Consider the following 25,250-nt stretch of genomic DNA (forward strand, 5'->3'; position numbering starts at 1 on the left):
TATGACCGGGATCCCACCAACTTTGTCCTGAGTGTGGATAAACGGCTCGTCGGCCGGTACCGTCTCACCGGTTCATCACAGGTACGTCTCCGCAAAACCCGTATCACGGTGGGGAGTTCCGCATGGGCGCACTGGACAGACGTGGCTTCAACCGGCGGGTGCTGCTGGGTGGCGCGGCCGTCGCGACATCGTTGTCCCTGGCTCCGGAGGCCCGCAGTGACGCGGGTCCGGCACGGGCAGCCCCGGGAGGCGGCGAGGTCAAGCGCATCAAGCTGTACGCCGAGAAGTTGGCCGACGGGCAGATGGGCTACGGCCTGGAGAAGGGCAGGGCGACGATCCCCGGTCCCCTCATCGAGCTCAACGAGGGCGACACCCTGCACATCGAGTTCGAGAACACCATGGACGTCCGGGCGAGCCTGCACGTCCACGGCCTGGACTACGAGATCTCCAGCGACGGCACGAGGGTGAACCACAGCGACGTCGAGCCTGGCGGCACCCGCACCTACACCTGGCGCACCCATCTGCCGGGCCGCCGCGGCGACGGCACCTGGCGGGCGGGCAGCGCGGGCTACTGGCACTACCACGACCACGTGGTCGGCACGGAACACGGAACCACCGGCATCCGCAAGGGCCTCTACGGCCCGGTGATCGTCCGGCGCAAGGGAGACATCCTGCCGGACGCGACCCACACCATCGTCTTCAACGACATGCTCATCAACAACAAGCCGGCGCACTCGGGTCCCAACTTCGAGGCCACGGTGGGCGATCGGGTCGAGTTCGTGATGATCACGCACGGCGAGTACTACCACACCTTCCACATGCACGGTCACCGCTGGGCGGACAACCGCACCGGCATGCTCACCGGGCCCGACGACCCGAGCCAGGTCATCGACAACAAGATCGTGGGCCCGGCGGACTCCTTCGGCTTCCAGGTGATCGCGGGGGAAGGGGTCGGGGCGGGCGCGTGGATGTACCACTGCCATGTGCAGAGCCACTCCGACATGGGCATGGTGGGCCTGTTCCTGGTGAAGAAGACCGACGGGACGATCCCGGGGTACGAGCCGCACGAGCACACCGGGCAGCGGGCCGAGCACCACCACTGACGGATCATGGGCGGGTGACTCTTCTTCTCACACGCGGTGATCTGGAGACGGTGCTGGAGCCGGGCGCCTGCGTCGATGTCCTGCGGGACGGCTTCCGGGACGCGGACGGCGAGTCGATCCCGGGGCAACGGGTGCGCACGGACCTCCCGTTCCCCGGCACGGCGACCGCGCTGATCCCGGGCCTGCTCCCCGGCGTTCCCGCCTACACGGTGAAGGTCAACGCCAAGTTCCCCGGCGCCCGGCCCGCCCTGCGCGGGGTGATCTGCCTGCACAGCGGTACCGACGGCGAACTGCTGGCGCTCCTGGACTCGGCGACGGTCACGGCATGGCGGACGGGGCTCGCGGCCGCGCTGGGCACGCATCTGCTGGCCGGCCGGGGAGATGTCGTCGGAGTGATCGGGGCGGGAGCGCAGGCCGAGTTGATGGTGCGGGGTCTCGGAGCGCTGCGACCCCGCGGCGCCCTCGTCGTCCAGGACACGTCCGCCGACCGCGCCGCGGAGTTCGCAGCGCGGCACGGCGGCCGGGTGCTGTCCTTGGCCGCGGAGGTCGCCGCGACCGCCGACGTCGTCCTGTCGGCGACCTGGTCCCGGGAACCACTGCTGCACCTGGACGACACCAGGCCGGGACAGCACTTCACGAGCCTGGGCGTCGACGAACCGGGCAAGGCGGAGCTGGCTGCCGATCTGCTGGACGCGTCCGTGGTCGTGGTCGACGACCGCTCGCTCGCCGTGAGCACGGGCGTGCTGGCGAGCGGCGGGACCGCGGCGGCGACCCTGGGTGAGGTGGTGCGGGGAGACCACCCGGGCCGACGGACCGATGCGGACCGTACGGTCTACGCACCGGTGGGGCTGCCCTGGCAGGACCTGGCGATCGCGTGGACGGCGTACGAGCGGGCCGAGGGGGAGGGGATCGGGCGGCGGGTGGACCTGCTGGCGTGAGGCCTTGGTCGGGGACCCTGTTGCCGTACGGGTCCGGCGTGCGCTGTCCTGCGAGAGCGCTCGTGGCGGCCACCCTGGGCGAGGTGGTTTGGCGACCATCCGGGCCGGATCACCGACGCGGACCGTACGGGCTACGCGCCGGTGGTCTGCCCTGGCAGGACCTGGCGATCGCGTGGACGGCGTACGAGCGGGCCGAGGGGGAGGGGATCGGGCGGCGGGTGAACTTGCTGGCGTGAGGCGTCGGCCGGGGGTTTCCCTGGCGCCTTACTGGTCCGCCGTGCGCTGTCCCGCGAGAGCGCTCGCGGCGGCGCTCCTGGGTGAGTGGTGCGGGGTGACCACCCGGGGCGGAGGACCGGCAGGGACCGTTGGTCTGCTGGTGTGAGGCCCGTACACGGATGTCCCGCGCCGTACGCGTGCGCCGTGTGGTGCCGCGAGAGCGCTCTCACCGGGTCCTCGTCCGGAGCTATCCTGATCCGCACCCGCCGAGGCCGACGAGGAGCCCCGAAGTGACCGAGACAGCGCCGCGCCCCACGTTGGAGGCCGTGGCGGCCCGGGCCGGGGTGTCGCGTGCCACCGTGTCCCGGGTGGTGAACGGCGGGGACGGGGTCAGGGAGCCGCTCGTCGAGCGGGTGCGCAGAGCCGTCGAAGAGCTCGGTTACGTGCCCAACCAGGCCGCCCGCAGTCTCGTCACCCGGCGCCACGACGCCGTCGCCGTGGTCGTGGCCGAGCCGGAGACCCGGGTCTTCGCCGACCCCTTCTTCGCACTGCAACTGCGCGGGATCAGCAAGGAGTTGACCGCGCACGACAACCAACTCGTCCTGCTGCTCACCGAGGGCCGCGACGACCACGCCCGCGTCGGTCGCTACCTCGCCGGAGGACACGTCGACGGCGCGCTCGTCTTCTCGCTGCACCTCGACGACCCGCTGCCCGGACTGATCCAACGGGCCGGTGTCCCCACCGTGTTCGGCGGACGGCCCGGTTGGAGCGACGGGACGACGGACGTGGTGTACGTCGACAGCGACAACCGGGGCGGTGCCCGCGACGCGGTACGGCATCTCGTGGGGCTCGGGCGCCGCCGCGTCGCCCACATCACCGGGCCCCTCGACCAGACCTCCGCGGCGGACCGGCTCGACGGCTACCGGGACGTCATGGGCGACGCCGACCCGGGGCTCGTCGTGCGGGGCGACTTCACCCCGGCCGGCGGGGAACGGGCGATGCGGGAACTCCTCGACCACAGGCCGGACGTGGACGCGGTGTTCGCCGCCAACGACCTCACCGCGTCCGGCGCCCTGCGCGTGCTGCGCGAGCGCGGGCGCCGGGTGCCCGAGGACGTGGCGGTGATCGGCTTCGACGACATGCTGACGGTCGCCGAGCAGACCGATCCGCCGCTGACGACGGTCCGTCAGGACATCGAGGAAATGGGACGGTTGATGGCCCGCCTGCTCCTGGGAGGACCCGGGCCCGGGGGCACGGGCGCCGCACCGGCCGGTGTCGTCCTGCCCACCACGCTGGTGCGGCGCGCCTCGGCGTGACCCTGCGCGTCCCCTAGGACCACCGCGGATCGCTCTTGATCACCGCGAAACGGGCGCCGTAGGGGTCGGCCAGCTTGGCGATCCGGCCGACGCCCGGCACGGCCGTGGCGGGCAGCCGGATGCTGCCGCCCAGCTCCTGCGTCTTCGCCACCGTCTCGTCCGTGTCCGTGACCTCGAAGTACGGCATCCAGTACGCCCCGGCCCGGGCCTCCAGCGGGTCGTCGGCGAGCGGGACGATGCCGCCGAACATGCCGTCCTCGCCCTGCCCGTCCGGCAGCACGGTGGTGTACGTGCCGCCCGGGAAGTCGACACCGTAGGTCTCCAGGCCGAGCGCCGCACGGTAGAAGTAGGCGGCCATCGGCAGGTCGGCCGTGTACAGCTCGACCCAGCACAGCGAGCCCGGCTCCTGGGTGACATCCAGGCCCTTGTTCCGCCCCGGCTGCCAGATCCCGAAGGACACGCCGGCCTTGTCGGCGAGGATCGCCATGCGGCCCTGGTCCATCACGTCCATGGGCTGCATCAGCACCGAGCCGTGCGCCTCCTCGGCCGCCTTCGCGGTGGCGTCCGCGTCCGGCGTCTGGAAGTAGACGGTCCAGGACGGCGGGCCCTGGTCCGGTGTGGTCTGCATGCCGCCCGCGGCTGTCCTGTCGGCGAGCCGGAAGAAGCCGTAACCGCCGGCTTCGGGCGGGCCCGGCTGGAACTCCCAGCCGAACAGGCCGCCGTAGAAGGTGGTGGCGCCGTCGATGTCGGGGGTGCCTAGGTCGAGCCAGTTCGGAGCGCCGGTGACGTAACGGGTCGTGAGCATCTCTGCCCTCCTCTGAGGGGTCCCGTTGCCTGTACCGCCGAGTCTGGCACCGACCACTGACAATCGCCGCCGGGACGACACCGAGGGCCGGTGGCGCCGTTGCCGACTCCGGGTGCCCTCGGCGACCACCGCCACCCGGAGACGTGGGGACCCGTCGGCGAACGGCTTCCGCGCGCCGCCGTGCGCCCCCGCACCGGGCGCGGGACCATCGAGGCGGCCCGAGGCCGTGAACGGCGCCGTTGATCCCGTGTTGATCGAACGTTTTTCGCCGCTCGGCACGATCTCGGCCATGCACATCGACACCATCACCCCGACCGACCCCGCCTGGCAGGCGCAGGCGTTGTGCGCGCAGACCGGGGCGGACTTCTTCTTTCCCGAGCCGGGCAGCTCGGTACGAGAGGCGAAGCGCATCTGCGGCATGTGCGAGATGCGCCCGGCCTGCCTCGAGTACGCCCTGGCCAACGACGAGCGCTTCGGCGTCTGGGGCGGCCTCTCCGAGAAGGAGCGGCTGGCGATCAGGCGGCTGCAAAACCCGTGAGCCCACGGGCCTGGAGTGCGGTTAGGATCCCGGAACGCACCCGGGCGTAGCGCAGCGGCAGGCGCACCGCCTTGCCAAGGCGGGACACATCGGTTCGAATCCGGTCCCCGGGCTGCGCACGCGGGCCCTGTGGAGCAGAGGCAGACTCGCCGCCTTCTCAGGGCGGATACGCCGGTTCGAATCCGGCCGGGGCCCATGGCACAGGGGTCGGTAGCGCAGCGGCAGGCGCACCTTCATCGCATGAAGGGAACGTCGGTTCGAATCCGACCCGGTCCACGGCACAGCGGGAACAGGGCGGGGACGCATGGGGGACATGATCGACGAGGCCGAGCTGGCCGCCTTCCACCGTACGGTCGGCAGGCTGCGCGAGCTGCCCGTCGACGACCCCGTGCGGCTGCGCGCCGAGCAGGTCGCCGCGTCCTTCGCCCGCGACGGACGGCTGCGGCGGCGCAAGGCGCGGGGCGCCGAGTCGGCCGCCGCCGACGCCGGGGCGATGGCGGCCACCGCGACCGGCGCCCACGACCGCCGCGAGGACGCGCCGCTGGCCGTGCCCGGCGACGCGGGCGTCTACCGCAAGCCCCGCACCTGCTATGTCTGCAAGTCGCCCTATCGACAGGTCGACGCCTTCTACCACCGGCTCTGCCCTCGCTGTGCCGCCGACAACACCGCCCGCCGGGCCCTGGCCACCGACCTCGTGGGCCGCCGCGCGCTGCTCACCGGCGGCCGCGTGAAGATCGGCTTCCAGCTCGCCCTGATGATGCTCCGGGACGGCGCGGAGCTGCTGGTGACCAGCCGCTTCCCGCACGACACCGTGCGCCGCTTCCGATCCGCGCCGGGCAGCGACCAGTGGCTCGACCGGTTGACCGTCATCGCGGTCGACCTGCGCGACCCGCGCCAGGTACTGGGCCTGTGCGAGGAACTGTGCCGGGAGGGCGTCCCCCTGGACATCCTCGTCAACAACGCGGCACAGACGGTACGCCGACCACCCGAGTCGTACGCCCTCCTCGCCGCCGGGGAGCACGACGAACTGCCCGAAGGGGTACGCCGGGCGCCGGGCTTCACCTCCATGCGGATGCTGGAGGGCGGAGCCGCGGCGCTGCCCGTCGCCCTGCGCGAGGCCGACGAGGCGGGGCTGCTGCCCGACCCGTCCCCGGAGAACTCCTGGTCGGCCCGGCTCGGCGCCCTCGACCCCGCCGAGGTCCTGGAGACCCAGCTCGTCAACGCGCTCGCCCCGGCGCTGCTGTGCGACCGCCTGCTGCCCCTGCTGCTCGCCTCCCCGCGTCCCCGCCGGTACGTCGTCAACGTCACGGCCGTCGAGGGCCGCTTCGCCGTCCGCAACAAGATGGCCGGCCACCCGCACACCAACATGGCCAAGGCCGCCCTCAACATGCTCACCCGCACCAGTGCCGCCGAACTCGCCGAGCGGGGCGTGCACATGTGCGCCGTCGACACCGGCTGGATCACCGACGAGAACCCGGCGCCGAAGAAGGAGCGGATGGCCCGCGCCGGGTTCCGCACCCCGCTGGACGTGGTGGACGGGGCGGCGCGGGTGTACGACCCGATCGTGCGCGGCGAGGCGGGCGACCCCGTGTCCGGAGTGTTCCTGAAGGACTACCGGGAGGCGGAGTGGTGAGGCGGGCATCGTGCGCCCGGGGAGCCGCGACGACTTGCTCCGGGCGCCGTGTCACCGGCGCATCGCCATGAACACCTCCGTCCAGAACCGCTGTTGCTGCGCCGACGCGCCCACCAGATAGGTCGCGCGCAGCTTCGCCGGCAGCAGGGCGACGAGACGGGTCACGGCGGCCCGGTGCTTTCTGAGCTGGGACAGCTCCGCGTTGGCGAGGATCTGGTGGACGACGTCACTGTCGTCACCGCCCTCCGAGGAGCTGTCCGCGGCACGGCGCAGGCGGGCCTCCCAGGCGTCGACGTCCCGCGCGACCTCACGCAGACCGGTGACCTGGCGGCCCCGGAAGCGGTCGATCAGCGCGGTGAGCGGCACGGGCGCGTACTCGCCGTCGCCGAGATAGACCGTGCCCATCTCCAGCGGCAGCCCGCGCCGGTGCAGCTTGATCAGCCGCTCCAGCGTCCGCTTGGTGATCCAGGCCCGCCCCTCGTCGTCGATGTCGTGCTTCCACCACTCCAGGACCGTCTCGGCGTCCGAGCCGTACCGGGCCAGCAGCCACTCGTTGGCCGGTATGTCGCCGGGCTCGACCTGGAGCGAGGCCGTGAACCGGGTCGCCTGCGCGATGTTGTTGCGCGCCACCAGCATCTTGCGGCCCAGATGGTACGGCGGGTTCTGCACCGCGATCTGCGCCCTGAGGTTCTCGATCCGCCGTCCCGCCAGCGACCACTCCTGCGTGATCTCCATGAGCTTGGCGAACGCGGCCTTGTCCTTGGGCCGGTTGTACTCGTCCCACACGATCGCCTTGGGCTCGGGGCCGGTGAACTTCGCGGCCAGCAGGTTGTCGAGGGTGCCGTCGGCCGAGGGGATCGGCGCGCACAGGTCCTCGACGTTCGTCACCGGCAGCGAGAAGTAGAGCGGCTCCCGGCCCAGCTCCGCCCGCACCGTCTCCCGCACCAGCTCCGTCTTGCCGCAGCCCGGCGGCCCCTGGAGCAGTACCGTCCAGCGGTTCCGCAGCGCCGCCCGCACGACCTGCCGTACCGGGTCGGGGATCGTCGCGGGGTTGGGTACGCCCAGCGACTCGGCGACCCGGTCCAGGATCTCGGCGGTGCGGTTGTGCCCCGGTCTGCCGTCCCGGCCCGGTTCGGCCAGCCGCAGCCGCTCCCCGTCGACCAGCGGGAGCCCCCAGCGCAGCGGGAAGCCCTCCCGCGCGTTCGTCAGGACGTGGTCGAGGGTGCGCGGGGACAGCAGTTCGCACAGGGCGGGGGAGAGCGAGGCCCACAGGGAGAACACCGGACCCAGGTCCCACGGACGGTACTTGGCCGCCAGGTGCCGCCGCCACGAGGTGTCGTTCGCCGTGATCCGCAGCGTCACCATGCGGTCCAGGAGCGCGAGGTCACTGCGCCGGGCCGAGGTCTCGGCCAGCGACTCGTTGTCCGTGAGGAAGACGCCGACGCAGCCCAGGGCGCGCAGATCGTGCTCCCCGAGCGTCCAGTTGCAGGCGATCTGCATGAGCTGCGACTGGATCGTCTCGCCCGCCTGGAGGGAGTCGTCGATGAGCAGCACGAACGGCCGCTGCGGCTTCAACTGGCTCATCACCAGCTGGCGCAGGGCCAGTTCACCGGTGTGCGGATCGCGCACCGGGGCGTTGACGAGCAGGTCGTCCGGCGTGAGGTTCGCCGCGGGCACGTACACCAGCGTCGCGTCCGGGTGGGCCCGGGCGATGTGCGAGAAGAACGTCGCCGTCTTGCCGATGCCGTGCTCGCCGAAGATCTGCCCCGTCTGCCCCATGTCGATCATCGCGTCGATGAAGGACTCCAGGCGCGAGGTGGTCAACTGCTCTGTCCTCGTCGTCATTTACCGCGATCCTGTGGTGACGCGATGGCAGTCCATCGCGGGGGTGTGCGTCTGAGGCCATTCGTTGCCGCCCTCCGTGATCAGCCAGATCCATCTGTCCGGCTCGGCGGGTGTGATGGGCGGGGCGTATCCGTCGGTGAGCATCACGACGGCGTCCGGGGTGACGTCGAACCGCCGCCCGTCGACCTGCGTGCGGCCCTCCACGTAGTCGGCGACCGCCTGGAAGCTGGTGCCGCCTCCGCCGTAGACGCGCTCACCGGGCCTGAACGGCATCACCTCGGCGTCGAAGGAGAGCCAGTGCGCCTCGACGCCGTCGATCCGCCCCACGAGCCGGGTCAGCCACTCGATGACGTGGTCCGGCATGGAGCCCGAGGTGTCGTACGCGACGACGAGCACCTTCTCCCGCACCGGGCCGCGCCGCGAGAGCATCGGGTCCTGGCCGAGGGCGGCGAGCAGGGCGCCCCGCTTCTTGGGGTACACCAGCCGCTCGCCGTCGCGCAGTCGGGAGCCGAGCACGTCGACCAGCCAGCGCTGCCACCAGTCGACGGTACGCGTGCGCGTGGTCTCGCCGCGCAGGGCGCCCGCGCCCAGGCTGCCCCAGATCCGCGCGGCCCGGGTGTTGCCGTCCTCGGTGCGGCCCATCAGGTCGAGCAGCTCCCGCTCCGCGCCCGCGTGCCCGCGCCGGGCCGCCAGCAGGGAGTTGAGCAGCGCCGACGAGGCGACCGCGTCGACGGTCTCCTGGTCGGCCGGAACGCCGCCCTCCCGGAGGTGGACGCAGAGCCGGCGCTCGGGGACGGGCGGGTGGCGCATGCGCTTCAGCTCGCCGTAGACCCGCATGTCCGTCTCGGTGAACGTCTCGTACGGGACCGGTTCCAGGCCGTGCCGCGTCAGGTCGAGGACGTAGGCGTCGTACACCTCGCGGGGATCGACGCCCGTCGGGCGGCCGTCGAACACGGGCAGCTCACGACGGCTCAGCCGGACCAGCGCCACATGGTTGACGGACACCTCGCAGGCCAGCTCGAACACCGGGTCCGCGCGCAGGTCGGGGTCCGTGAACAGATGCCGCTGCACGAGGTGCCGGGCCTCGTGGAACAGCACGAACTTGACGCCGTCCAAGCCGAGACCGACGAAGAAGTCCGGGTTGTACAGCAGCAGGCAGGAGCCGTCGCCGGAGGCCACCACGGCCGCCGTGTCGACCGCGGTCGTCGGGATCTGGTGGCGGCACTTGGCGTACAGCCAGGACGCCACCGCCGACTCGGTCAGCCCGAAGTCCAGCAGGGCGGCCTCCTTCAGCCGCCGTGCCTCCTCGACCACCCCCGGGTCGGCCGGGCGGTACCGCTCCAGCGCCCTGCGGTCGGCCAGGTCGACCACCGGGACACGCCGCCCCCGCTCTCCGTACGCCATGCCGAGCCCCCCGTACCGAAAATCCCCCGTGCCTCATTGGTAGCAGCGCCCACTGACAACGGGCCAACGCATTACGCTCAGGCGTCAAGGGCGGGGCCGTAGCGCAGAGGCAGGCGCATTGGTCTCCAAAACCAGAACACGCTGGTTCGAATCCAGCCGCCCCGCCCCCTTCTCCCGCCGGGCGGTCTGTCCGGCGGGTCAGGCGATCGCGCCCGCCGTCATGATCAGCTCCGGGGCCGTTCCGTGGTACGTGTCGAGGAGTTGGGACAGCACCGCCCAGGCCTCCTCGCGGTCGCCCAAGTGGTCGCGGACGAAGGGGCGCAGGGCGTCCTCGGCGTCCCGCACGCGCGCGGGGAACATCGCGGGGCCCAGGGACAGCACCTTCAGCACCTGCGCGGCGGGCCCGTGGGCGGTCGCGTATACACCGGGACCGGCCAGAACACCGGCCTGCCGGACGCGGTGGGTGAACTTGGCGTGGCTGCCGAACTGCGCGCGCAGCGCGGGCGGGCAGTCCGGGCGTACGGACAGCGCCCAGCGGGCGTACCCGGGCAGCGGCCGCTCGCGGTCGGCCGCGGTGACGGTCTGCCAGTCGCGGTGTCCGAGCACCATGGACGCCGCGCTTCTGGCCGTCCCCATGGCGGTGGCCGCCCGCAACGCGCCGACGAGCCCCAGTGCGACGACGGACTGCGGCACCGCAGGCTCGACGGCACGCTTGCGCAGGGCGGTGTCCACGGGCAGCGGTTCCCGGCGGCCCGGCCCGAACGGCACGCCCCGCAGCACCGCCCGCCGCAGCGTCTCGTCGGCCGAACCGTGCTCGTGCACGAGCGCGTTGAGCTCGGGGTCGTCCTCCTCGAGGATCCACACCAGCACGGAGGACGGGACCGGCGTCACCTTCAGGGCGGCGCGGGCGGCCCGGCGTCCGTTCGAGCCCGGCCGGGGCGCGCCGATGCGCCGCCGTATCCGTACGGCGGCGTCGGTGTCGATCAGGCCCAGCAGGAAGCCGACGGCCCGCTGGTCCACGCTGCTGTCACGCATGGCCGCATGATGTCGCAGCCGGGGGACGGCCGCACCGGATATTCGGCGGTCACGGCGAGCAGGGTCACGACGTACGGCGGACGAGGCGTTCCCCGCGCGGGCCGCGAACACGCCGCCGGGCTGCGGAGGTTCACCGGCGCGGCGCGGCCGGCGCGGGACGAGGTCGGCCGTGGTGGCGTCCGGGCCCCGCGACGGTGCGATCAGGCCGGGTCAGGCTTCCGCGCGAGCCGCCATCCGCGCCTTGCGCGCGGCGAGCTTCTCGTCGAACTTCGCGGCCTCCGCGTCCAGCCCGTTCATGTACAGACCGAGTTCGTCCTGTGCCTTCTGGCCCTCGGGGCCGAGGCCGTCGATCTCCATGACCTTCAGGAAGCGCAGGACGGGCTGGAGCACGTCGTCGTGGTGGATGCGCATGTTGTAGATCTCGCCGATCGCCATCTGCGCGGCGGCCCGCTCGAAGCCGGGCATGCCGTGGCCGGGCATCCGGAAGTTCACGATCACGTCGCGCACGGCCATCATCGTGAGATCGGGCGCGAGCTCGAAGGCCGCCTTCAGCAGGTTCCGGTAGAACACCATGTGCAGGTTCTCGTCGGTCGCGATGCGCGCCAGCATGCGGTCGCAGACCGGATCCCCGGACTGGTGACCGGTGTTGCGGTGCGAGACACGGGTCGCGAGCTCCTGGAAGGACACGTAGGCCACCGAGTGCAGCATGGAGTGGCGGTTGTCCGACTCGAAGCCCTCGCTCATGTGGGCCATGCGGAACTGCTCCAGCTTGTCCGGGTCCACCGCGCGCGAGGCGAGCAGGTAGTCCCGCATCACGATGCCGTGCCGGCCCTCCTCGGCGGTCCAGCGGTGCACCCAGGTGCCCCAGGCGCCGTCCCGGCCGAAGAGCGAGGCGATCTCGTGGTGGTAGCTGGGGAGGTTGTCCTCGGTCAGGAGGTTCACGACGAGGGCGATCCGGCCGATCTCGGTGACCTTGGACTGGCCCTTCTCCCAGGCCTCGCCGTCCTCGAAGAAGCCGGGGAAGTTGCGGCCGTCGCTCCACGGCACGTACTCGTGCGGCATCCAGTCCTTGGTGACCTTCAGATGCCGGTTGAGTTCGTTCTCGACCACTTCCTCCAACGCGTACAGCAGTCGAGCGTCGGTCCACGAGGAGGACGGGCTGCCGAGGTGAGGGGAAGTGATCGTCATAGGTACTCCAGGGGACACGACAAACGTATGCGGGGTCCGGCGAGCGGTGCCGGGAACCTACGGAATCGTAGGCTACGAAACCGTAGGTTACGACACCGTAGGTTAAGCACGCCGTAAAGACCCCTGATCAGCAGTGTTCCCTGGGCATGACAAGCAGCCCCGGAACCGCAGGTCCGAGGCGCCGGAAGCCGCGTTCACCCGATCAGGCGTACAGGTCTCGCAGCCGCACTGAGAGGCACGTCACACAGCCTTCGAGCTTCTCGAACTCGCTGATGTCCACCACGACCGGTTCGAACCCGAGGTCGGTGAGCAGCTCCGCGGTCTTCGGCGCGCTCGCGGCCATGAGGAGCTTGGGCCCGCCGAGCAGGACGACGTGGGCGCCCGCCTCCTCCGGCACCGACAGGAAGCGCGGGAAGAGCGCGGGCCGGTCCACCTTGGGGATGTGCCCGATGACGGTCCCGTCGGGCAGCGCGGTGACCGCCGACTTCAGGTGCAGCACCTTGTTCACCGGCACGGCGACCACCCGGGCCCCGAGCGGTTCGAAGGCGGCCCGCACCTGCTGGACGCCGGCCGCGTTGGTACGCCCGCCCCGGCCGACGTAGATCGTGTCGCCGATCTTCAGCACGTCGCCGCCGTCCAGGGTGCCCGGCTCCCAGATCCAGTTCACCGAGCAGCCCAGGCGCGCCACGGCCTCCTCGACCCCGCCGGTCTCCTCGCGCCGGGACTCGGCGCCGGGGCGCGCGATCAGGGCGACGTTCTTGTACATGACCACGGTGTCCTCGACGAACACCGAGTCCGGGCAGTCGTCCTCCGGGTCCACCTCGACGGTCTCCCAGCCGTGCGCGCGCAGGGCTTCGACGTACGCCTCCCACTGTTCGAGCGCGAGGTCGACGTCGACCTTCTCCCGCTCGACGTGCGTCACCAGACCTTCGGCGAGGCGCGGGCTGGGGCGGCGGACGAGGGCCTTCTTGCTGGGCACGAGGGAACTCCGTATCGGCGGGACGGGGGCGGCTCCCGTGACGGGCGCCGGTCAGCCATCATGCAGCGCCGGTCCGTGTCGACAAAACCCCCGCAGTCAGGCTGTGCCCCTCCTGAGACGCTCCACGGCTCACGAGGTCCGTCGCGCCGCACGCGCGCGTGCCGCCTCGTGCGCCTCCCGCAGCAGCCTCACGACCGTCCCGGTGGTCCGCTCGCCGGGATTCACGACGCAGACCCAGCCGAGGGTGCCGTAGACCGGGTGCGGCAGCAGCACGTCGGCCGCCGCGGGGTCGTGCCGCTCGTCGAGGAGTCCGGGGAGCGCCGTTCGGCCGACCTGGACGTTGACCCGCCAGCGGCCCGGCGGGTCCAGCTCGCAGGCGGTGTCGCCGGGGTAGTCCTTGGTGACGATCGTCCCGTAGGGCTGGGTGTTCCGGGGCACCCACCCGTCGGGGGCGTAGTAGAAGAACGCGTCGCCCCACGCGATCTCGGGGGAGTCCCCACCCGGCTCCGGGACGACCACGAGTGCCCCGTCGAAACCGCGCACGGTCGCGATGATCTGCTCCATACTCATGGTTCAAGCGTGACCTTCAAGTGCCTATGTGGGGTTGGCCGGACGATGCGCACGACCGACGTCGCCAGGGAGTCCGGGTACTCGGCGCAGCAGGTGCGCGACCTGGAGCGGCTGGGCGTGATTCCGCCGGCCGTACGGTCGGACAACGGCTACCGCTCCTACGCGCCGCTCCACGTGTGTGCCCTGCGTGCCTACCGGGGGCTCGCCGAAGCCGTCGGCCCCGTCGAGGCCCGGCGGCTGCTCGCCGAGCTGCGGACGGCGACGGTCACGGAGGCGGCCTCGGCGGTCGACGAGGTCCACGCCCGGCTCGCGCGGGAGCGCGCGGAGGTGCTGCGCGCCCAGCGGGCGCTCCAGGGCATCCGGGCCGAGGAGGACGGCCGGGACGACGACTTCATGACCATCACGCAGCTCGCGGAGGCGCTCGGCGTACGGTCCTCCACCCTGCGGTTCTGGGAGGAGGAAGGGCTGGTCCGCCCGGAGCGGGTGACCACCCTGCGCGCGCGTCGCTACGGTCCCGCGGCGATCAGGGCGGCACGCGTCGTCGTCGCCCTGCGCGCCGGCGGGTACGGCATCCCGGCCGTGCGTGAGGTCATGGGCGCCCTGGACGGCCTCGACGGCCTGGAGGACGCCCGGCGGATCCTGCGGGGACGGCTCGACCGGATCGCCGCCCGGAGCGTGGCGCTGCTCCGGGCGGGCGCGGATCTGGCGGCCGTCGTCACCGCCGCGGACGCTACGCGGGCAGCTCCAGGGTCTCCGCAGTGACCTCCCGCAGCTCCCCGTCCAGCATCAGCCAGCGCGTGATGCCGATCGACTCCAGGAACGGCAGGTCGTGACTGGCCACGACCAGCGCGCCCTCGTACGACTCCAGGGCCGAGGTCAGTTGCCGCACGCTCGCCATGTCGAGGTTGTTCGTCGGCTCGTCGAGCATGAGCAACTGGGGTGCGGGCTCCGCCAGCATCAGCGCGGCCAGCGCCGCCCGGAAGCGTTCGCCACCGGACAGCGTCGACGCCTGCTGGTCGGCCCGGGCGCCCCGGAACAGGAAGCGGGCGAGACGGGCCCGCACCCGGTTGTTGGTGGCGCCAGGCGCGAACCGGGCCACGTTCTCGGCGACCGAAAGCCCGTCGTCGAGAACGTCCAGGCGCTGGGGCAGAAAGCGGAGCGGGACATGGACCGTCGCCTCGCCCGACACCGGCTCCAGCTCCCCGGCGATCGTGCGCAGCAGCGTCGTCTTGCCCGCGCCGTTGCGCCCGATCAGCGCGACCCGCTCCGGGCCCCGCAGGTCGAGACCGCCCTTCACCTCTGCGCCGTAGGCGAGTCGCAGGTCCATGAGGGTCAGGACGGTACGGCCCGGAGGTACGGCCGTGTACGGCAGGTCGACGCGGATCTCGTCGTCGTCCCGTACGGCCTCCACCGCCTCGTCGAGCCGGTCCCTGGCCTCGGCGAGCTTCTCCTCGTGCATGATCCGGTGCTTGCCCGCGGAGACCTGGGCCGAGCGGCTCTTGAGCTTCATGACGGCCCGCGGCTCGCGCTTGGTGTCGTACATCTTCTGGGCGTAGCGCCTTCGGTGGGCCAACTTGACCTGGGCGTCCACCAGTTCGCGTTTCTGCCTGCGGAAGTCGGACTCGGCGACCCGCACCATCCGTTCCGCCGCCTCCTGTTCCACGGCGAGGGCCTCCTCGTAGGCGGAGAAGTTGCCGCCGTACCAGGTGACCTCCCCCGAGCGCAGATCGGCGATCTGGTCGACCAGGTCGAGGAGTTCGCGGTCATGGCTGACCACGACCATGACCCCCGGCCAGGACGCGACGGCCGCGTACAGCCGCCTGCGGGCGTACAGGTCGAGGTTGTTGGTGGGCTCGTCCAGGAGCAGGACGTCCGGGCGGCGCAGCAGCAGCGCGGCCAGCCGCAGCAGCACCGACTCGCCGCCCGAGACCTCGCCGATCCCGCGGTCCAACCCGATGTGGCCGAGCCCCAGTTCACCGAGGGTGGCCAGGGCGCGCTCCTCCACGTCCCAGTCGTCGCCGACCGTCTCGAAGTGCTCCTCGGCCACGTCGCCCGCCTCGATGGCGTGCAGGGCGGCGCGCTGCGCCGAGATGCCGAGCGCCTCGTCGACCTTGAGGCCGGTGTCGAGCGTGACGTTCTGCGGGAGGTAGCCGACCTCGCCCGTGACGCGCACGGTGCCGTCGGCGGGGGTGAGTTCACCGGCGATCAGCCTCAACAGGGTGGACTTCCCCGACCCGTTGACGCCGACGAGACCGGTCCGGCCGGGGCCGAAGGCGATGTCGAGGCCGTCGAGGACGGGGGTGCCGTCGGGCCAGGAGAAGACGAGCGAGGTGCAGGTGATGGAAGCAGACATACGGGTCTCCGCGGTTGCTCGAAGCGAGAAGGGGCAAACGCGTATCGAGACACCCGCGACCACGGGAGGCGAAAGAGAACCGGAGGGCACGGACTGGGCCCTGCTCGTCGGAACGGCTCGTATGCCGAGGTCGCACGCGGCGCACACACCTCAGGTGTGTGACACGGTGTCTCAGGACCTCAGACGAGCAACGTCCTTCTCCGATCGACGGCAACAGAAGCGTTCTACACCGTACGAGGCGGCCGTATGGCTGTCAACGAGTTAACGCGCCTTAGGAGGCCCCGTGCCCGACGGCCCGCTCTCCCTGCCGGCCCATCTGTACCTGCTGGCCTGGGACACCTCGAAGGCCGAGGCCGCCGGTGCCGCCCGGACTGCCCAGTTGGTGCGGGCCGGTGCCCTCATCGAGCTGGCCCGGCGCGGTCTGCTCCTCGACGTGGACGGCATCGCCACACCCGTCGACATGGACGCCGAGACCGGGGACCCCGTCCTGGACGGGCTGCTCGAACTGGTCCGCGAATCGCGGCCGCACCGCTGGCGGAGCTGGGTGCGGCCCCACACCCGCTTCACCGTGGACGCCGTACGGGAACAGCTCACCGCGGGCGGACATCTGCGCGCCCGCAAGAGGAGGGTCCTCGGGCTCTTCCCCACGGTGGAGTACGACCTGGCCCGCCCGGCCGTCGTGGAAGCGCTCCAGGAGGAGGCCCGGCAGGCCCTGCGGGGGCCGGTGCCGGCCGTGGACGTCTCCGAACGGGACGCGGCCCTCCTCGCGCTCGCCGTTGCGGCCGAACCGCGCACCCTGCTGTCCCGCGGGGAACATCACGAAACGCGCGTCGAGGAGCTGATCGAGCGCGGCGGACCGGTGGCGCCGGTGCTGCGGGAACTCGTCCACGGGGTGCGCGGGGCGGCGGGCTCGGTCGCGGCGCGCACCTGACGTCTGCGTCGGATTCCTGCGAGCGTGGGCACGGGGACCGGTTTCGGGTGAGGCGCATGACCGACCGGGACACGCTCCGCGCCCTCGCTTTCCGCTCCCTGCACGTCCGCGGCGCCCCGCTCGTGCTGCCGAACGCCTGGACCTGGCGAGCGCCGGTGTCGTCGAGGACGCGGGCGCCGCCGCCGTGGCCACCACCAGCGCCGGCCTCTCCTGGGCCCTGGGCGCGGCGGACGGTGACCGCCTGGATCGGGAGCGGGCCCTGGACGCCGTGGGGCGGATCGCCGCCGTGGTGGGGGTGCCGGTCAGCGCGGACATCGAGAGCGGCTACGCGCGGGACGCGGCCGGTGTCGCCGACACCGTGCGCGCGGTGCTCGCGGTGCGAGCGCGGGCGTGGTCGGGTGAACATCGAGGACGCCCGGTACGACGGAGGCGAACCGCTGCTGGCGGTCGGGGAGCAGGCGGAGCGGATCGCCGCGGCCCGGGAGGCCGCCGACGCGGCAGGCGTGCCGCTGTTCGTCAACGCCCGTATCGACACGTTCCTGCGCTGTGCCGGGGGAGTCGACCTCACACTGGAGCGGGCCGCCGCCTTCCTCGCCGCGGGCGCCGACGGGATCTTCGTCCCCGGGGCCGTCGACCCGGGGACCGTCAAGCTCCTCGCCGACGCGATCGACGCTCCGCTGAACGTCATGGCCGGACCGGGCGCCCCACCCGTCGCCGAGCCGGCCGCACTCGGCGTGGCACGCGTCAGCGTCGGCTCGGGCATCGCCCAGGCCGCGCACGCCCTGGTCCGCCGCGCCGCGCGGGAGCTGCTGGACGCGGGGACGTACGACGCGCCGGCCGGCGGGCTCGACCACGGCGAGCTCAACGCCCTCCTCGCCGGTGCCCGTCAGTAGGCGTCGCGCATCAGTTCCGCGAGGTCGTGGTCGAGGTCGAGCTGGAGGTGCTCCAGGCCGGTCGGCACGAGGTCGTTGGTCGCCTCCAGGAAACGGCGCAGCTCGCCGGTGCGCACATGCACGACGGCGGTGCCCTCGGGGGCGTGGAACTCGAGAACGGTGCGGTCGTAGCCGTACGGGCGCACCCGGACGTCACCGTGGCCCTCGGGCTCGTGCAGACCGGTGGTCAGCAGTTCGCGGCTGAAGGTCCAGCAGACCTCGACGCCCTCCAGGGTGGCCGGGGCGGGGAAGGTCATGCGGACGGCGAACGGATCACAACGGTCGTAGTGCAGGGTGGCGGGAATGCTCGGCATCCGCGGTGCCGCGGCGACGAGACGGGCCTCTACGGGCTGCTCGATGACGGTGGACAACGCCTTGCTCCCTCGTGACGGCTGATAGGGCTTCCGGGTGGGACGGGCACTGGAAGAGACGTCGGAATGAGTCAATCCGTGTACACGAAAGTCGAGTGACCTCTGTCACCGTCTTCATGCGCCGGTGTGATCCAGTCCCTTTCCCGTGCCCCGAGAGGCACGTGTGACACCCCGCGCGCCCGTCGGAGCCCGGCCGAGGGCATCTGGACGGCGTCCGGGCCGTGGGCTAGCTTCGCCCGCCATGAGGCGCTTGGGGAACACGCGAGGCAAGAGGCGGACGGGCCTGACGATCCGGACGGCAGCCGTGGGAGCGGCCTGTGCGGCGGCGCTGGCCGCCCTGACCGCCGTACCGGCCGAGGCACATGGCCCGGACGGCCGCACTCCGCACTGGGAGCTCAAGGACAGCGGGACTCCCGACGTGCGGTTCCGCGGGCTGTCGGCGGTCAGCCGGGACACCGCCTGGCTGGCCGGCACCCAGGGCACCGTGCTGCGCACCACCGACGGCGGGGCGAGCTGGCGAAACGTCTCACCGCCCGGTGCCGCCGAGCTCCAGTTCCGGGACGTCGAGGCGTTCGACGCGCGCCGGGCGGTGGTCCTGGCCATCGGGGAGGGCGAGGCGTCCCGCGTCTACCGCACCGAGGACGGCGGCACGACCTGGACCGAGTCCTTCCGCAACACCGACGCCAAGGCCTTCTACGACTGCCTCACCTTCTTCGACCGCCGCCACGGCCTCGCCATGAGCGACCCCGTGGACGGAAAGTTCCGCATCCTGTCGACCTCCGACGGCGGCCGCTCCTGGAAGGTGCTGCCCGACAAGGGCATGCCGGCCGCGCTCGACGGCGAGGCGGGCTTCGCCGCGAGCGGGCAGTGCCTGGTCACCTCCGGGTCCCGGGACGTCTGGCTGGCCACCGGCGGCGGCGCACGCGCGCGTGTACTGCACTCCGCCGACCGGGGACGGACCTGGACGGCGTCCGACACGCCGATCCCGGCGGGCGACCCGGCCAAGGGTGTCTTCGCGCTCGCCTTCCGCGACCGCGTCCACGGTCTCGCGGTCGGCGGCGACTACCGACCCGACCAGAGCTCCCCTCGGGCCGCCGCCCGCACCGGCGACTCAGGCGCCTCCTGGCGGCCCGCCGCGACCCCGGTGAACGCCTACCGCTCCGGCGTGGCCTGGCTCCCGCACAGCCGCACCGCCGCCCTCGCGGTCGGCCCCACCGGCACCGACCTCACCCGCGACGGCGGCCGGACCTGGCGGACCGTGGACACCGGCTCGTACGACACCGTCGACTGCACGGCCGACGGGGGCTGCTGGGCGGCCGGGGAGAAGGGACGGGTGGCGCGTCTGGAGAACTGAGTGGCGGAATGTGGGTACCCGGCCGCCGACGGCGAAAGGAGTGGTCCCACATGCCAGCCGGTTCGAACTCGAAGCGTGAACGCCAGTACGAGCACATCAAGGAGAGCGCGGAGGACCGGGGCGAGAGCACCGGGCGGGCCAAGGAGATCGCGGCGCGGACCGTCAACAAGGAACGCGCCCGCTCCGGCGAGTCCAAGACCGCCAGCCGCACCTCGACCAAGGACATGTCCTCGGGCAAGCGGGGTGGCCAGCGGTCCGGCAAGGGCTCCCAGGGCCCGACCTACGACCAGCTCTACGAGGAGGCCAAGCGCAAGGGCGTCAAGGGCCGTTCGGACATGAACAAGAGCCAGCTCCAGCGCGCCCTCGGCGGCAAGAGCTGACCCTCAGCCGGCGGTCTCCCGGTACGCCTCCAGCGCCGGGGCCGTCTTCGTCGCGGCGAACTCGGTGACGCGGTACGCGCACACCCCGGCCGTGACGAACGGGTCCCCCGCCGTGATCTCCTCGATCCGCGCGCGATCCTCCGCGACGGCGATGATCACCCCGCCGTCGCGGGGGTTCTTGCGCCCCGAGGCCAGGAAGACGCCCTTCTCGTACTGCTCGTCCAGCCAGGCGACATGCGCCGGCAGCACGGCGTCCACGGCATCGAGCGGGGCGGTGTAGGTCAGCTCCAGTACGAACATGATCGCGAGCCTACGCCGCCCCGCCGTACCCTCGTCCCCACCATGACGACAGTGGACATTCCCGCGGGCTGGCCCGCGACCGAGGAACAAGCGCGCGCCATCCAGGACGAGTTGAGGGCGAGGACCGTCCTCGACGAACCGGGCCCGCCGCCCGGCACCGGCCACGTCACCGGGGTCGACGTGGCCTACGACGACGAACGGGACGTCGTCGCCGCGGCGGCCGTGGTGCTGGACGCGGCGACCCTGGAGACCGTCGCCGAGGCCTCCGCCGTCGGCCGGATCTCCTTCCCGTACGTCCCGGGCCTGCTCGCCTTCCGCGAGATCCCCACCGTCCTCGCCGCCCTCGACGCCCTGCCGGGTCCGCCCGGCCTGGTCGTCTGCGACGGCTACGGCCTCGCCCACCCCCGCCGCTTCGGCCTCGCGAGCCACCTCGGCGTCCTCACCGGCCTGCCGACCATCGGGGTCGCCAAGAACCCGTTCACCTTCGCGTACGACGATCCCGGCGACCGGCGCGGCGCGTGGACGCCCCTGCTGGCGGGCACGGAGGAGGTGGGCCGGGCCCTGCGCACGCGTGCGGCGGTGAAGCCGGTCTTCGTCTCGGTCGGCCACCGCGTGAGCCTGGACAACGCCTGCGCCCACACGCTCGCCCTCACGCCGGCCTACCGCCTGCCGGAGACGACGCGCAGGGCGGACGCGCTGTGCCGAAAGGCGCTGCGGGAGGCGACCGCCTGACCGGGTTCGGGAGGTGTCCTGAGTACGTCGTCTGAGTATCTGTACGGATGTGCGTGCCCCGGTGCGATCGGCAGGCTGTCCCGCATGACGACGCACCGCATGACCCACCGTTCCCCCAAGCCCCTCGCCGACCCGAACCGGCCCGTCGAGCGCGCCGTGACCGCCGCTCTGGTGCTCGGCGTGCTCGCGGGGCTCGGCTGGATCGCGGGGATGATCTACACGGTGGCGGGCTGGTCCTTCTGATCCAGGGCCCGGTCCCTCCGCGGCGCGCTCACCTGCTCGCCGCCACGCGGAAGGTGATCCCGGCCCGCCGCAGCCGCTCGATCAGCGCGTCCCCCATCGCCACCGCCGTCGTGACCTGACCGGACGTCTCCGGGAGGTCGTCGAAGGCCAGGGACAGCGCCGACTCGGCGAACATCTTGGCCGTCTCGTCGTACCCCGGGTCACCGCCCGCGACCTCGGTGAACACCCGTCGGCCACCGCCCTCGCCGACGAAGCGCACCGAGAACCAGCTCTTCGCCCGCTTCTCGGCACTCGGCCCGTCACCCGGCCTGACCCGGCCGGACAGCCAGCGCCGCGCGGGCGGCAGCTGGGCCGCCGCGAACAGCGCGCCCACGGCCGCGACCCCGCCCACCGCCACCGGCAGGTGCCGTACGGCCGCGTAGTGGCGGTAGCGGAAGTCGGGGCCGTAACGCTCCAGGGCCCTCGCCGAGCGCCTGACGATCTGCGCGTCGATGGTCGGCAGCGGCAGGGCCCAGGCGCCCACCTCCTGCGCGTACCGCGGGGTGCCGGTCGGCGCGGCGGCCCGCCGGCCCACCAGGCGCGGCTCGTGCCGCCCGCGGTCACGGGCGGCGGCGATCATCTGCCGACCGCGTGCGAACTGGTTGAGCGCCGAGGCGAACGTCCCCCCGGAGAACATGCCGTCCGCGGTCACGAACCCGTCGACGGTCAGCGGCACGTCCTCGGGCAGCTGCCGGACCGTGAAGTACGCCCCCAGGTCGTGCGGGATCGAGTCGAACCCGCACGCGTGCACCAGCCGTGCGCCCGTCTCACGCGCGCGTGCGTCGTGCCGGACGTACATCAGGTCCACGAACTCCGGCTCCCCGGAGAGGTCGAGATAGTCCGTCCCCGCGTCCGCGCAGGCGGCGACGAGTTCCTCGCCGTACGTCAGATAGGGGCCGACCGTGGTGGCCACCACGCGCGCGTGTCCGGCGAGGGCGCGCAGCGAGTCCGGGTCCGACACGTCGGCCGTGAGCACGCCGACGTCGGCCCCTTCCGGCAGCCGCTCGCGCAGCGCCCTGAGCTTGTCCTCGTTGCGGCCGGCGATCGCCCAGCGCAGATCGTCCGGACCGTGGGCGGCGAGGTACTCCGCGGTGAGCGCTCCCGCGAAGCTGGTCGCTCCGAACAGCACGATGTCGTAGGGACGGTCCGACCTCTTCAGCCTGCTCATGACACTCCAGATCCCGTCGCACGCGCCGTTGTCGGTGGCCGAGGCTAGCGTGAGGAGTGCGGAGCCCGACGAGGAGGCCGGAGGTGGGACGGTGGCCGTACCCAGGAACGCCCTGAGGAAGTGGGAGAAAGTGCGCGAGTTCGCCCTCGGGCTGCCCGGTGCCACGGAAGAGTTCCCCTGGGGCGAGACCGTCGCCAAGGTCAACAAGAAGGTGTTCGTCTTCCTGGGCGTGAGTGACCGCAGCTACCCGATGGGCGTCACGGTGAAGCTCAAGGACGCCGAGGCCCACGCCCACGCGCTGACCTCCCCGGGCGCCGAGCCCGCCGGGTACGGCCTCGGAAAGGCCGGGTGGGTGCGGGTCCCGCTCGCGGAGAAGGGCGCCCCGGCGGCGGACCTGCTGTGCGACTGGGTCGAGGAGAGCTACCGCGCGATCGCGCCGAAACGGCTGATAGGCGAACTCGGCGAGCGGTGACCGGCCGATAATTGGCTAAGCGCTTGCTCGTTCAGGTCTTGTGTCCGCGGGGACGCGTTCATAGCATCACCGGTGTTACATCAGTTGTGTCACGCCAATGGGGGCTGGATGACAACGGCAACGACGCCCGGGCACGGCCCGCTCACCGGCGTGCGCGTGGTCGAGCTGGCCGGGATCGGGCCGGGCCCGTTCGCCGCCATGCTCCTCGCCGACCTCGGGGCCGACGTCGTCCAGGTGTCCCGCCCGGGCGGCGCCGCTCTGTCGATCGACCCCGCCTACGACCTCACCAACCGCAACAAGCGCTCGGTGGTCGTCGACCTCAAGGCCCCCGAAGGCCCCGCGCGCGTGCTCGACCTCGCCGCCCGCGCCGACATCCTCATCGAGGGCAACCGCCCCGGTGTCGCCGAGCGCCTCGGGGTCGGCCCGGAGGACTGCCACGCCCGCAACCCCGCCCTCGTCTACGGCCGGATGACCGGCTGGGGCCAGGACGGACCGCTCGCCCAGCGCGCCGGGCACGACATCGCCTACATCGCCCTCACCGGCACCCTCGGCATGATCGGCGAACCGGGACGCCCCCCGGCCGTCCCCGCCAACCTCCTCGGCGACTACGCGGGCGGCTCCCTCTACCTCGTCGTCGGCGTCCTCGCCGCCCTGCACCACGCGCGCGCGACCGGCACCGGCCAGGTCGTCGACGCGGCCATCGTCGACGGCACCTCCCACCTCTCCGCGATGATCCACGCCATGACCGCGGCCGGCGGCTGGCAGGACCGGCGCGGCGCCAACCTCCTCGACGGCGGCTGCCCGTACTACGGCACCTACGAGACCGCCGACGCCAAGTACATGGCGGTCGGCGCGCTGGAGCCCCAGTTCTACGACCTCTTCCTCGACCTCCTCGGCATCACCGACTTCGCCGACGCCCGCAAGGACTGGACCCGCTGGGGCGACCTGCGCGAGGCCGTCGCGGCCCGCTTCCGCAGCCGTACGCGAGACGAGTGGGCGGCCGTCTTCGAGGGCACCGACGCGTGCGTGGCACCCGTCCTGTCGCTGCGCGAGGCCCCGCACCACCCGCACCTCGCCGCCCGCGGCACCTTCACCGACCACGGCGGCATCACCCAGCCCGCCCCCGCGCCCCGCTTCTCCGCGACCCCCACGTCCGTCCGCACCGGGCCCGCCCTGGCCGGCGCCGACACCGCCGACGTGGCACGCGACTGGGACGTACCGGACCTCGTGAACGACCAGGAACCCCGGAAAGGCCCCGAATGAAGCGGCAGCTCTTCGCCCCCGAGCACGACGCGTTCCGCGAGACCGTGCGCGCCTTCCTGGCCAGGGAGGTCCTGCCGCACTACGCGCAGTGGGAGAAGGACGGCATCGTCTCCCGCGAGGCCTGGCGGGCGGCCGGCAAGCAGGGCCTGCTCGGGCTCGCCGTGCCCGAGGAGTTCGGGGGCGGCGGCACCGCCGACTTCCGCTACGCCACCGTCCTGGCCGAGGAGTTCACCCGCGCCGGCGCCCCCGGACTCGCCCTGGGCCTGCACAACGACGTCATCGGCCCCTACCTCACCGGCCTCGCCACCGAGGAGCAGAAGCGCCGCTGGCTGCCCGGCTTCTGCGACGGCTCGCTCGTCACCGCCATCGCCATGACCGAGCCGGGCGCGGGCTCCGACCTCCAGGGCATCCGCACCCACGCGGAGGACCGGGGCGACCACTGGCTGCTGAACGGCTCCAAGACCTTCATCTCCAACGGGATCATCGCCGACCTGGTGATCGTCGTCGCCAAGACCACCCCCGAGGGCGGGGCCCGCGGACTCTCGCTCCTGGTTGTCGAGCGTGGAATGGAGGGCTTCGAGCGCGGCCGCAACCTCGACAAGATCGGCCAGAAGGCCCAGGACACGGCCGAACTGTTCTTCCACGACGTGCGCGTGCCCAAGGAGAACCTCCTCGGCGAACGCGACGGTGCCTTCGGGCACCTGATGACCAACCTGGCCCAGGAGCGCCTGAGCATCGCCGTCTCCGCGATCGCCGCCGCCGAACACCTCCTGGAGATCACCACCGAGTACGTCAAGGAGCGCGAGGCCTTCGGCCGGCCGCTCGCCACCAAGCAGCACATCCGGTTCGAGATAGCCGAGATGGCCACGGAGTGCGCGGTCACGCGGACGTTCGTCGACCGCTGCGTCGAGGACCACTCCGACGGGGGACTGGACGCCGTCCACGCCTCCATGGCCAAGTGGTGGGCGACCGAGCTCCAGAAGCGGGTCGCGGACCGCTGCCTGCAACTGCACGGCGGCTACGGCTACATGAGCGAATTTCCGGTCGCGCGGGCCTTCACCGACGGCCGGATCCAGACCATCTACGGCGGCACGACCGAGATCATGAAAGAGATCATCGGCCGTTCCCTGCTGAGCTGACCC

25 protein-coding genes, 4 tRNA genes and 1 pseudogene are annotated in these 25,250 nt (G+C 72.3%); 19 read left to right on the plus strand and 11 right to left on the minus strand.

Annotated elements, in window-relative coordinates:
• The first annotated feature begins 122 nt into the window (after positions 1-122).
• The 3 genes from ABZ098_RS13900 (at position 123) to ABZ098_RS13910 (ending at position 3,573) form a co-directional block, all read left to right on the plus strand.
• Entirely contained in the window at positions 123-1,103 is a 981-nt protein-coding gene (locus ABZ098_RS13900) for a multicopper oxidase domain-containing protein (RefSeq protein ID WP_356590586.1), read from the plus strand.
• Positions 1,104-1,117: 14 nt separating this feature from the next.
• The gene (locus tag ABZ098_RS13905; RefSeq protein ID WP_356590588.1) at positions 1,118-2,041 is read left to right on the plus strand and encodes an NAD(P)-binding domain-containing protein; all 924 of its coding nucleotides are present in this window, start codon (positions 1,118-1,120) and stop codon (positions 2,039-2,041) included.
• 506 nt (positions 2,042-2,547) lie between these two features.
• Positions 2,548-3,573: a LacI family DNA-binding transcriptional regulator gene (locus ABZ098_RS13910; RefSeq protein ID WP_356590590.1), complete on the plus strand. Its 1,026-nt coding sequence runs from the start codon at positions 2,548-2,550 to the stop codon at positions 3,571-3,573.
• 13 nt (positions 3,574-3,586) lie between these two features.
• On the opposite strand, the gene ABZ098_RS13915 is transcribed toward ABZ098_RS13910, so the two are convergent.
• Complete coding sequence (locus ABZ098_RS13915; protein ID WP_356590592.1) at positions 3,587-4,378, minus strand: VOC family protein; 792 nt, start codon at positions 4,376-4,378, stop codon at positions 3,587-3,589.
• A gap of 289 nt (positions 4,379-4,667) precedes the next feature.
• Between ABZ098_RS13915 and ABZ098_RS13920 the strand changes: the two genes are divergently transcribed.
• From ABZ098_RS13920 to ABZ098_RS13940, 5 genes are all read left to right on the plus strand, one after another.
• Positions 4,668-4,916 carry a WhiB family transcriptional regulator gene (locus ABZ098_RS13920; protein ID WP_356591398.1) on the plus strand — a complete coding sequence of 83 codons (249 nt, stop codon included), beginning with the start codon at positions 4,668-4,670 and terminating at the stop codon, positions 4,914-4,916.
• Positions 4,917-4,955: 39 nt separating this feature from the next.
• Positions 4,956-5,029: transfer RNA gene (locus ABZ098_RS13925), tRNA-Gly, on the plus strand.
• A 10-nt stretch (positions 5,030-5,039) separates the two neighbouring features.
• Positions 5,040-5,111, plus strand: a tRNA-Glu gene (locus tag ABZ098_RS13930).
• Positions 5,112-5,120: 9 nt separating this feature from the next.
• Positions 5,121-5,192: transfer RNA gene (locus tag ABZ098_RS13935), tRNA-Ala, on the plus strand.
• 28 nt (positions 5,193-5,220) lie between these two features.
• Positions 5,221-6,549 carry an SDR family oxidoreductase gene (locus ABZ098_RS13940; protein WP_356590594.1) on the plus strand — a complete coding sequence of 443 codons (1,329 nt, stop codon included), beginning with the start codon at positions 5,221-5,223 and terminating at the stop codon, positions 6,547-6,549.
• Positions 6,550-6,600: 51 nt separating this feature from the next.
• Here ABZ098_RS13940 and ABZ098_RS13945 read toward each other — a convergent pair whose 3' ends face one another.
• On the minus strand, positions 6,601-8,394 hold the full coding sequence (locus tag ABZ098_RS13945; protein ID WP_356590596.1) for an AAA family ATPase: 1,794 nt from the start codon (positions 8,392-8,394) through the stop codon (positions 6,601-6,603).
• Positions 8,395-9,798: a hypothetical protein gene (locus ABZ098_RS13950; RefSeq protein WP_356590598.1), complete on the minus strand. Its 1,404-nt coding sequence runs from the start codon at positions 9,796-9,798 to the stop codon at positions 8,395-8,397. It lies immediately after the preceding gene.
• A gap of 90 nt (positions 9,799-9,888) precedes the next feature.
• Here ABZ098_RS13950 and ABZ098_RS13955 point away from each other — a divergent pair.
• A tRNA-Trp gene (locus ABZ098_RS13955) sits at positions 9,889-9,964 on the plus strand.
• A gap of 32 nt (positions 9,965-9,996) precedes the next feature.
• Here ABZ098_RS13955 and ABZ098_RS13960 read toward each other — a convergent pair.
• The 4 genes from ABZ098_RS13960 to ABZ098_RS13975 form a co-directional block, all read right to left on the minus strand.
• Positions 9,997-10,833, minus strand: coding sequence for a hypothetical protein (locus ABZ098_RS13960; RefSeq protein WP_356590600.1), 837 nt, complete (start codon positions 10,831-10,833; stop codon positions 9,997-9,999).
• 210 nt (positions 10,834-11,043) lie between these two features.
• Positions 11,044-12,021, minus strand: a complete 978-nt coding sequence (locus tag ABZ098_RS13965) for an acyl-ACP desaturase (protein WP_356590602.1) — start codon at positions 12,019-12,021, stop codon at positions 11,044-11,046.
• A gap of 202 nt (positions 12,022-12,223) precedes the next feature.
• Positions 12,224-13,000 (minus strand): dimethylargininase, encoded by a 777-nt coding sequence (ddaH, locus tag ABZ098_RS13970; protein ID WP_356590604.1) that lies wholly within the window; start codon positions 12,998-13,000, stop codon positions 12,224-12,226.
• Positions 13,001-13,129: 129 nt separating this feature from the next.
• Positions 13,130-13,564 carry a DUF6194 family protein gene (locus ABZ098_RS13975; protein ID WP_356591400.1) on the minus strand — a complete coding sequence of 145 codons (435 nt, stop codon included), beginning with the start codon at positions 13,562-13,564 and terminating at the stop codon, positions 13,130-13,132.
• Between the two features lie 51 nt (positions 13,565-13,615).
• On the opposite strand from ABZ098_RS13975, the gene ABZ098_RS13980 reads away from it, so the two are divergent.
• Entirely contained in the window at positions 13,616-14,332 is a 717-nt protein-coding gene (locus ABZ098_RS13980) for a MerR family transcriptional regulator (RefSeq protein ID WP_356590606.1), read from the plus strand.
• On the opposite strand, the gene ABZ098_RS13985 is transcribed toward ABZ098_RS13980, so the two are convergent.
• Positions 14,301-15,923, minus strand: coding sequence for an ABC-F family ATP-binding cassette domain-containing protein (locus tag ABZ098_RS13985; RefSeq protein ID WP_356590608.1), 1,623 nt, complete (start codon positions 15,921-15,923; stop codon positions 14,301-14,303). The genes ABZ098_RS13980 and ABZ098_RS13985 overlap by 32 nt on opposite strands.
• Positions 15,924-16,206: 283 nt before the next feature.
• Between ABZ098_RS13985 and ABZ098_RS13990 the strand changes: the two genes are divergently transcribed.
• Both ABZ098_RS13990 and ABZ098_RS13995 read left to right on the plus strand, forming a co-directional pair.
• On the plus strand, positions 16,207-16,854 hold the full coding sequence (locus ABZ098_RS13990) for a GPP34 family phosphoprotein (protein ID WP_356590610.1): 648 nt from the start codon (positions 16,207-16,209) through the stop codon (positions 16,852-16,854).
• Between the two features lie 56 nt (positions 16,855-16,910).
• Positions 16,911-17,747: pseudogene (locus tag ABZ098_RS13995) on the plus strand (isocitrate lyase/phosphoenolpyruvate mutase family protein).
• Here ABZ098_RS13995 and ABZ098_RS14000 read toward each other — a convergent pair.
• Complete coding sequence (locus tag ABZ098_RS14000; protein WP_280848220.1) at positions 17,741-18,157, minus strand: SsgA family sporulation/cell division regulator; 417 nt, start codon at positions 18,155-18,157, stop codon at positions 17,741-17,743. The pseudogene ABZ098_RS13995 and the gene ABZ098_RS14000 sit on opposite strands and share 7 nt — an antisense overlap.
• Before the next feature lie 328 nt (positions 18,158-18,485).
• Between ABZ098_RS14000 and ABZ098_RS14005 the strand changes: the two genes are divergently transcribed.
• The gene (locus tag ABZ098_RS14005; RefSeq protein WP_356591402.1) at positions 18,486-19,511 is read left to right on the plus strand and encodes an oxidoreductase; all 1,026 of its coding nucleotides are present in this window, start codon (positions 18,486-18,488) and stop codon (positions 19,509-19,511) included.
• A 50-nt stretch (positions 19,512-19,561) separates the two neighbouring features.
• Positions 19,562-19,891: a plasmid stabilization protein gene (locus ABZ098_RS14010; RefSeq protein ID WP_356590612.1), complete on the plus strand. Its 330-nt coding sequence runs from the start codon at positions 19,562-19,564 to the stop codon at positions 19,889-19,891.
• A 3-nt stretch (positions 19,892-19,894) separates the two neighbouring features.
• Here ABZ098_RS14010 and ABZ098_RS14015 read toward each other — a convergent pair whose 3' ends face one another.
• Complete coding sequence (locus ABZ098_RS14015) at positions 19,895-20,191, minus strand: YciI family protein (protein ID WP_356590614.1); 297 nt, start codon at positions 20,189-20,191, stop codon at positions 19,895-19,897.
• A 42-nt stretch (positions 20,192-20,233) separates the two neighbouring features.
• Here ABZ098_RS14015 and ABZ098_RS14020 point away from each other — a divergent pair, with 42 nt between their 5' ends.
• The gene (locus ABZ098_RS14020; protein ID WP_356590616.1) at positions 20,234-20,923 is read left to right on the plus strand and encodes an endonuclease V; all 690 of its coding nucleotides are present in this window, start codon (positions 20,234-20,236) and stop codon (positions 20,921-20,923) included.
• 84 nt (positions 20,924-21,007) lie between these two features.
• A complete protein-coding gene (locus ABZ098_RS14025; RefSeq protein WP_086723806.1) occupies positions 21,008-21,166 on the plus strand; it encodes a hypothetical protein in 159 nt (52 codons plus the stop codon).
• Positions 21,167-21,194: 28 nt separating this feature from the next.
• Here ABZ098_RS14025 and ABZ098_RS14030 read toward each other — a convergent pair whose 3' ends face one another.
• Complete coding sequence (locus ABZ098_RS14030) at positions 21,195-22,373, minus strand: saccharopine dehydrogenase NADP-binding domain-containing protein (RefSeq protein ID WP_356590618.1); 1,179 nt, start codon at positions 22,371-22,373, stop codon at positions 21,195-21,197.
• 91 nt (positions 22,374-22,464) lie between these two features.
• Between ABZ098_RS14030 and ABZ098_RS14035 the strand changes: the two genes are divergently transcribed.
• The 3 genes from ABZ098_RS14035 to ABZ098_RS14045 all read left to right on the plus strand — a co-directional run bounded on the left by ABZ098_RS14035 (position 22,465) and on the right by ABZ098_RS14045 (position 25,247).
• Complete coding sequence (locus ABZ098_RS14035) at positions 22,465-22,845, plus strand: MmcQ/YjbR family DNA-binding protein (protein WP_356590620.1); 381 nt, start codon at positions 22,465-22,467, stop codon at positions 22,843-22,845.
• Positions 22,846-22,953: 108 nt separating this feature from the next.
• Positions 22,954-24,108: a CaiB/BaiF CoA-transferase family protein gene (locus ABZ098_RS14040; RefSeq protein ID WP_356590622.1), complete on the plus strand. Its 1,155-nt coding sequence runs from the start codon at positions 22,954-22,956 to the stop codon at positions 24,106-24,108.
• Entirely contained in the window at positions 24,105-25,247 is a 1,143-nt protein-coding gene (locus ABZ098_RS14045) for an acyl-CoA dehydrogenase family protein (RefSeq protein WP_356590624.1), read from the plus strand. Before ABZ098_RS14040 ends, ABZ098_RS14045 begins: the two co-directional genes overlap by 4 nt.
• The last annotated feature ends 3 nt before the right edge of the window (positions 25,248-25,250 follow it).

It is taken from the genome of Streptomyces sp. NPDC006335, assembly GCF_040612795.1.
GTDB lineage: Bacteria > Actinomycetota > Actinomycetes > Streptomycetales > Streptomycetaceae > Streptomyces.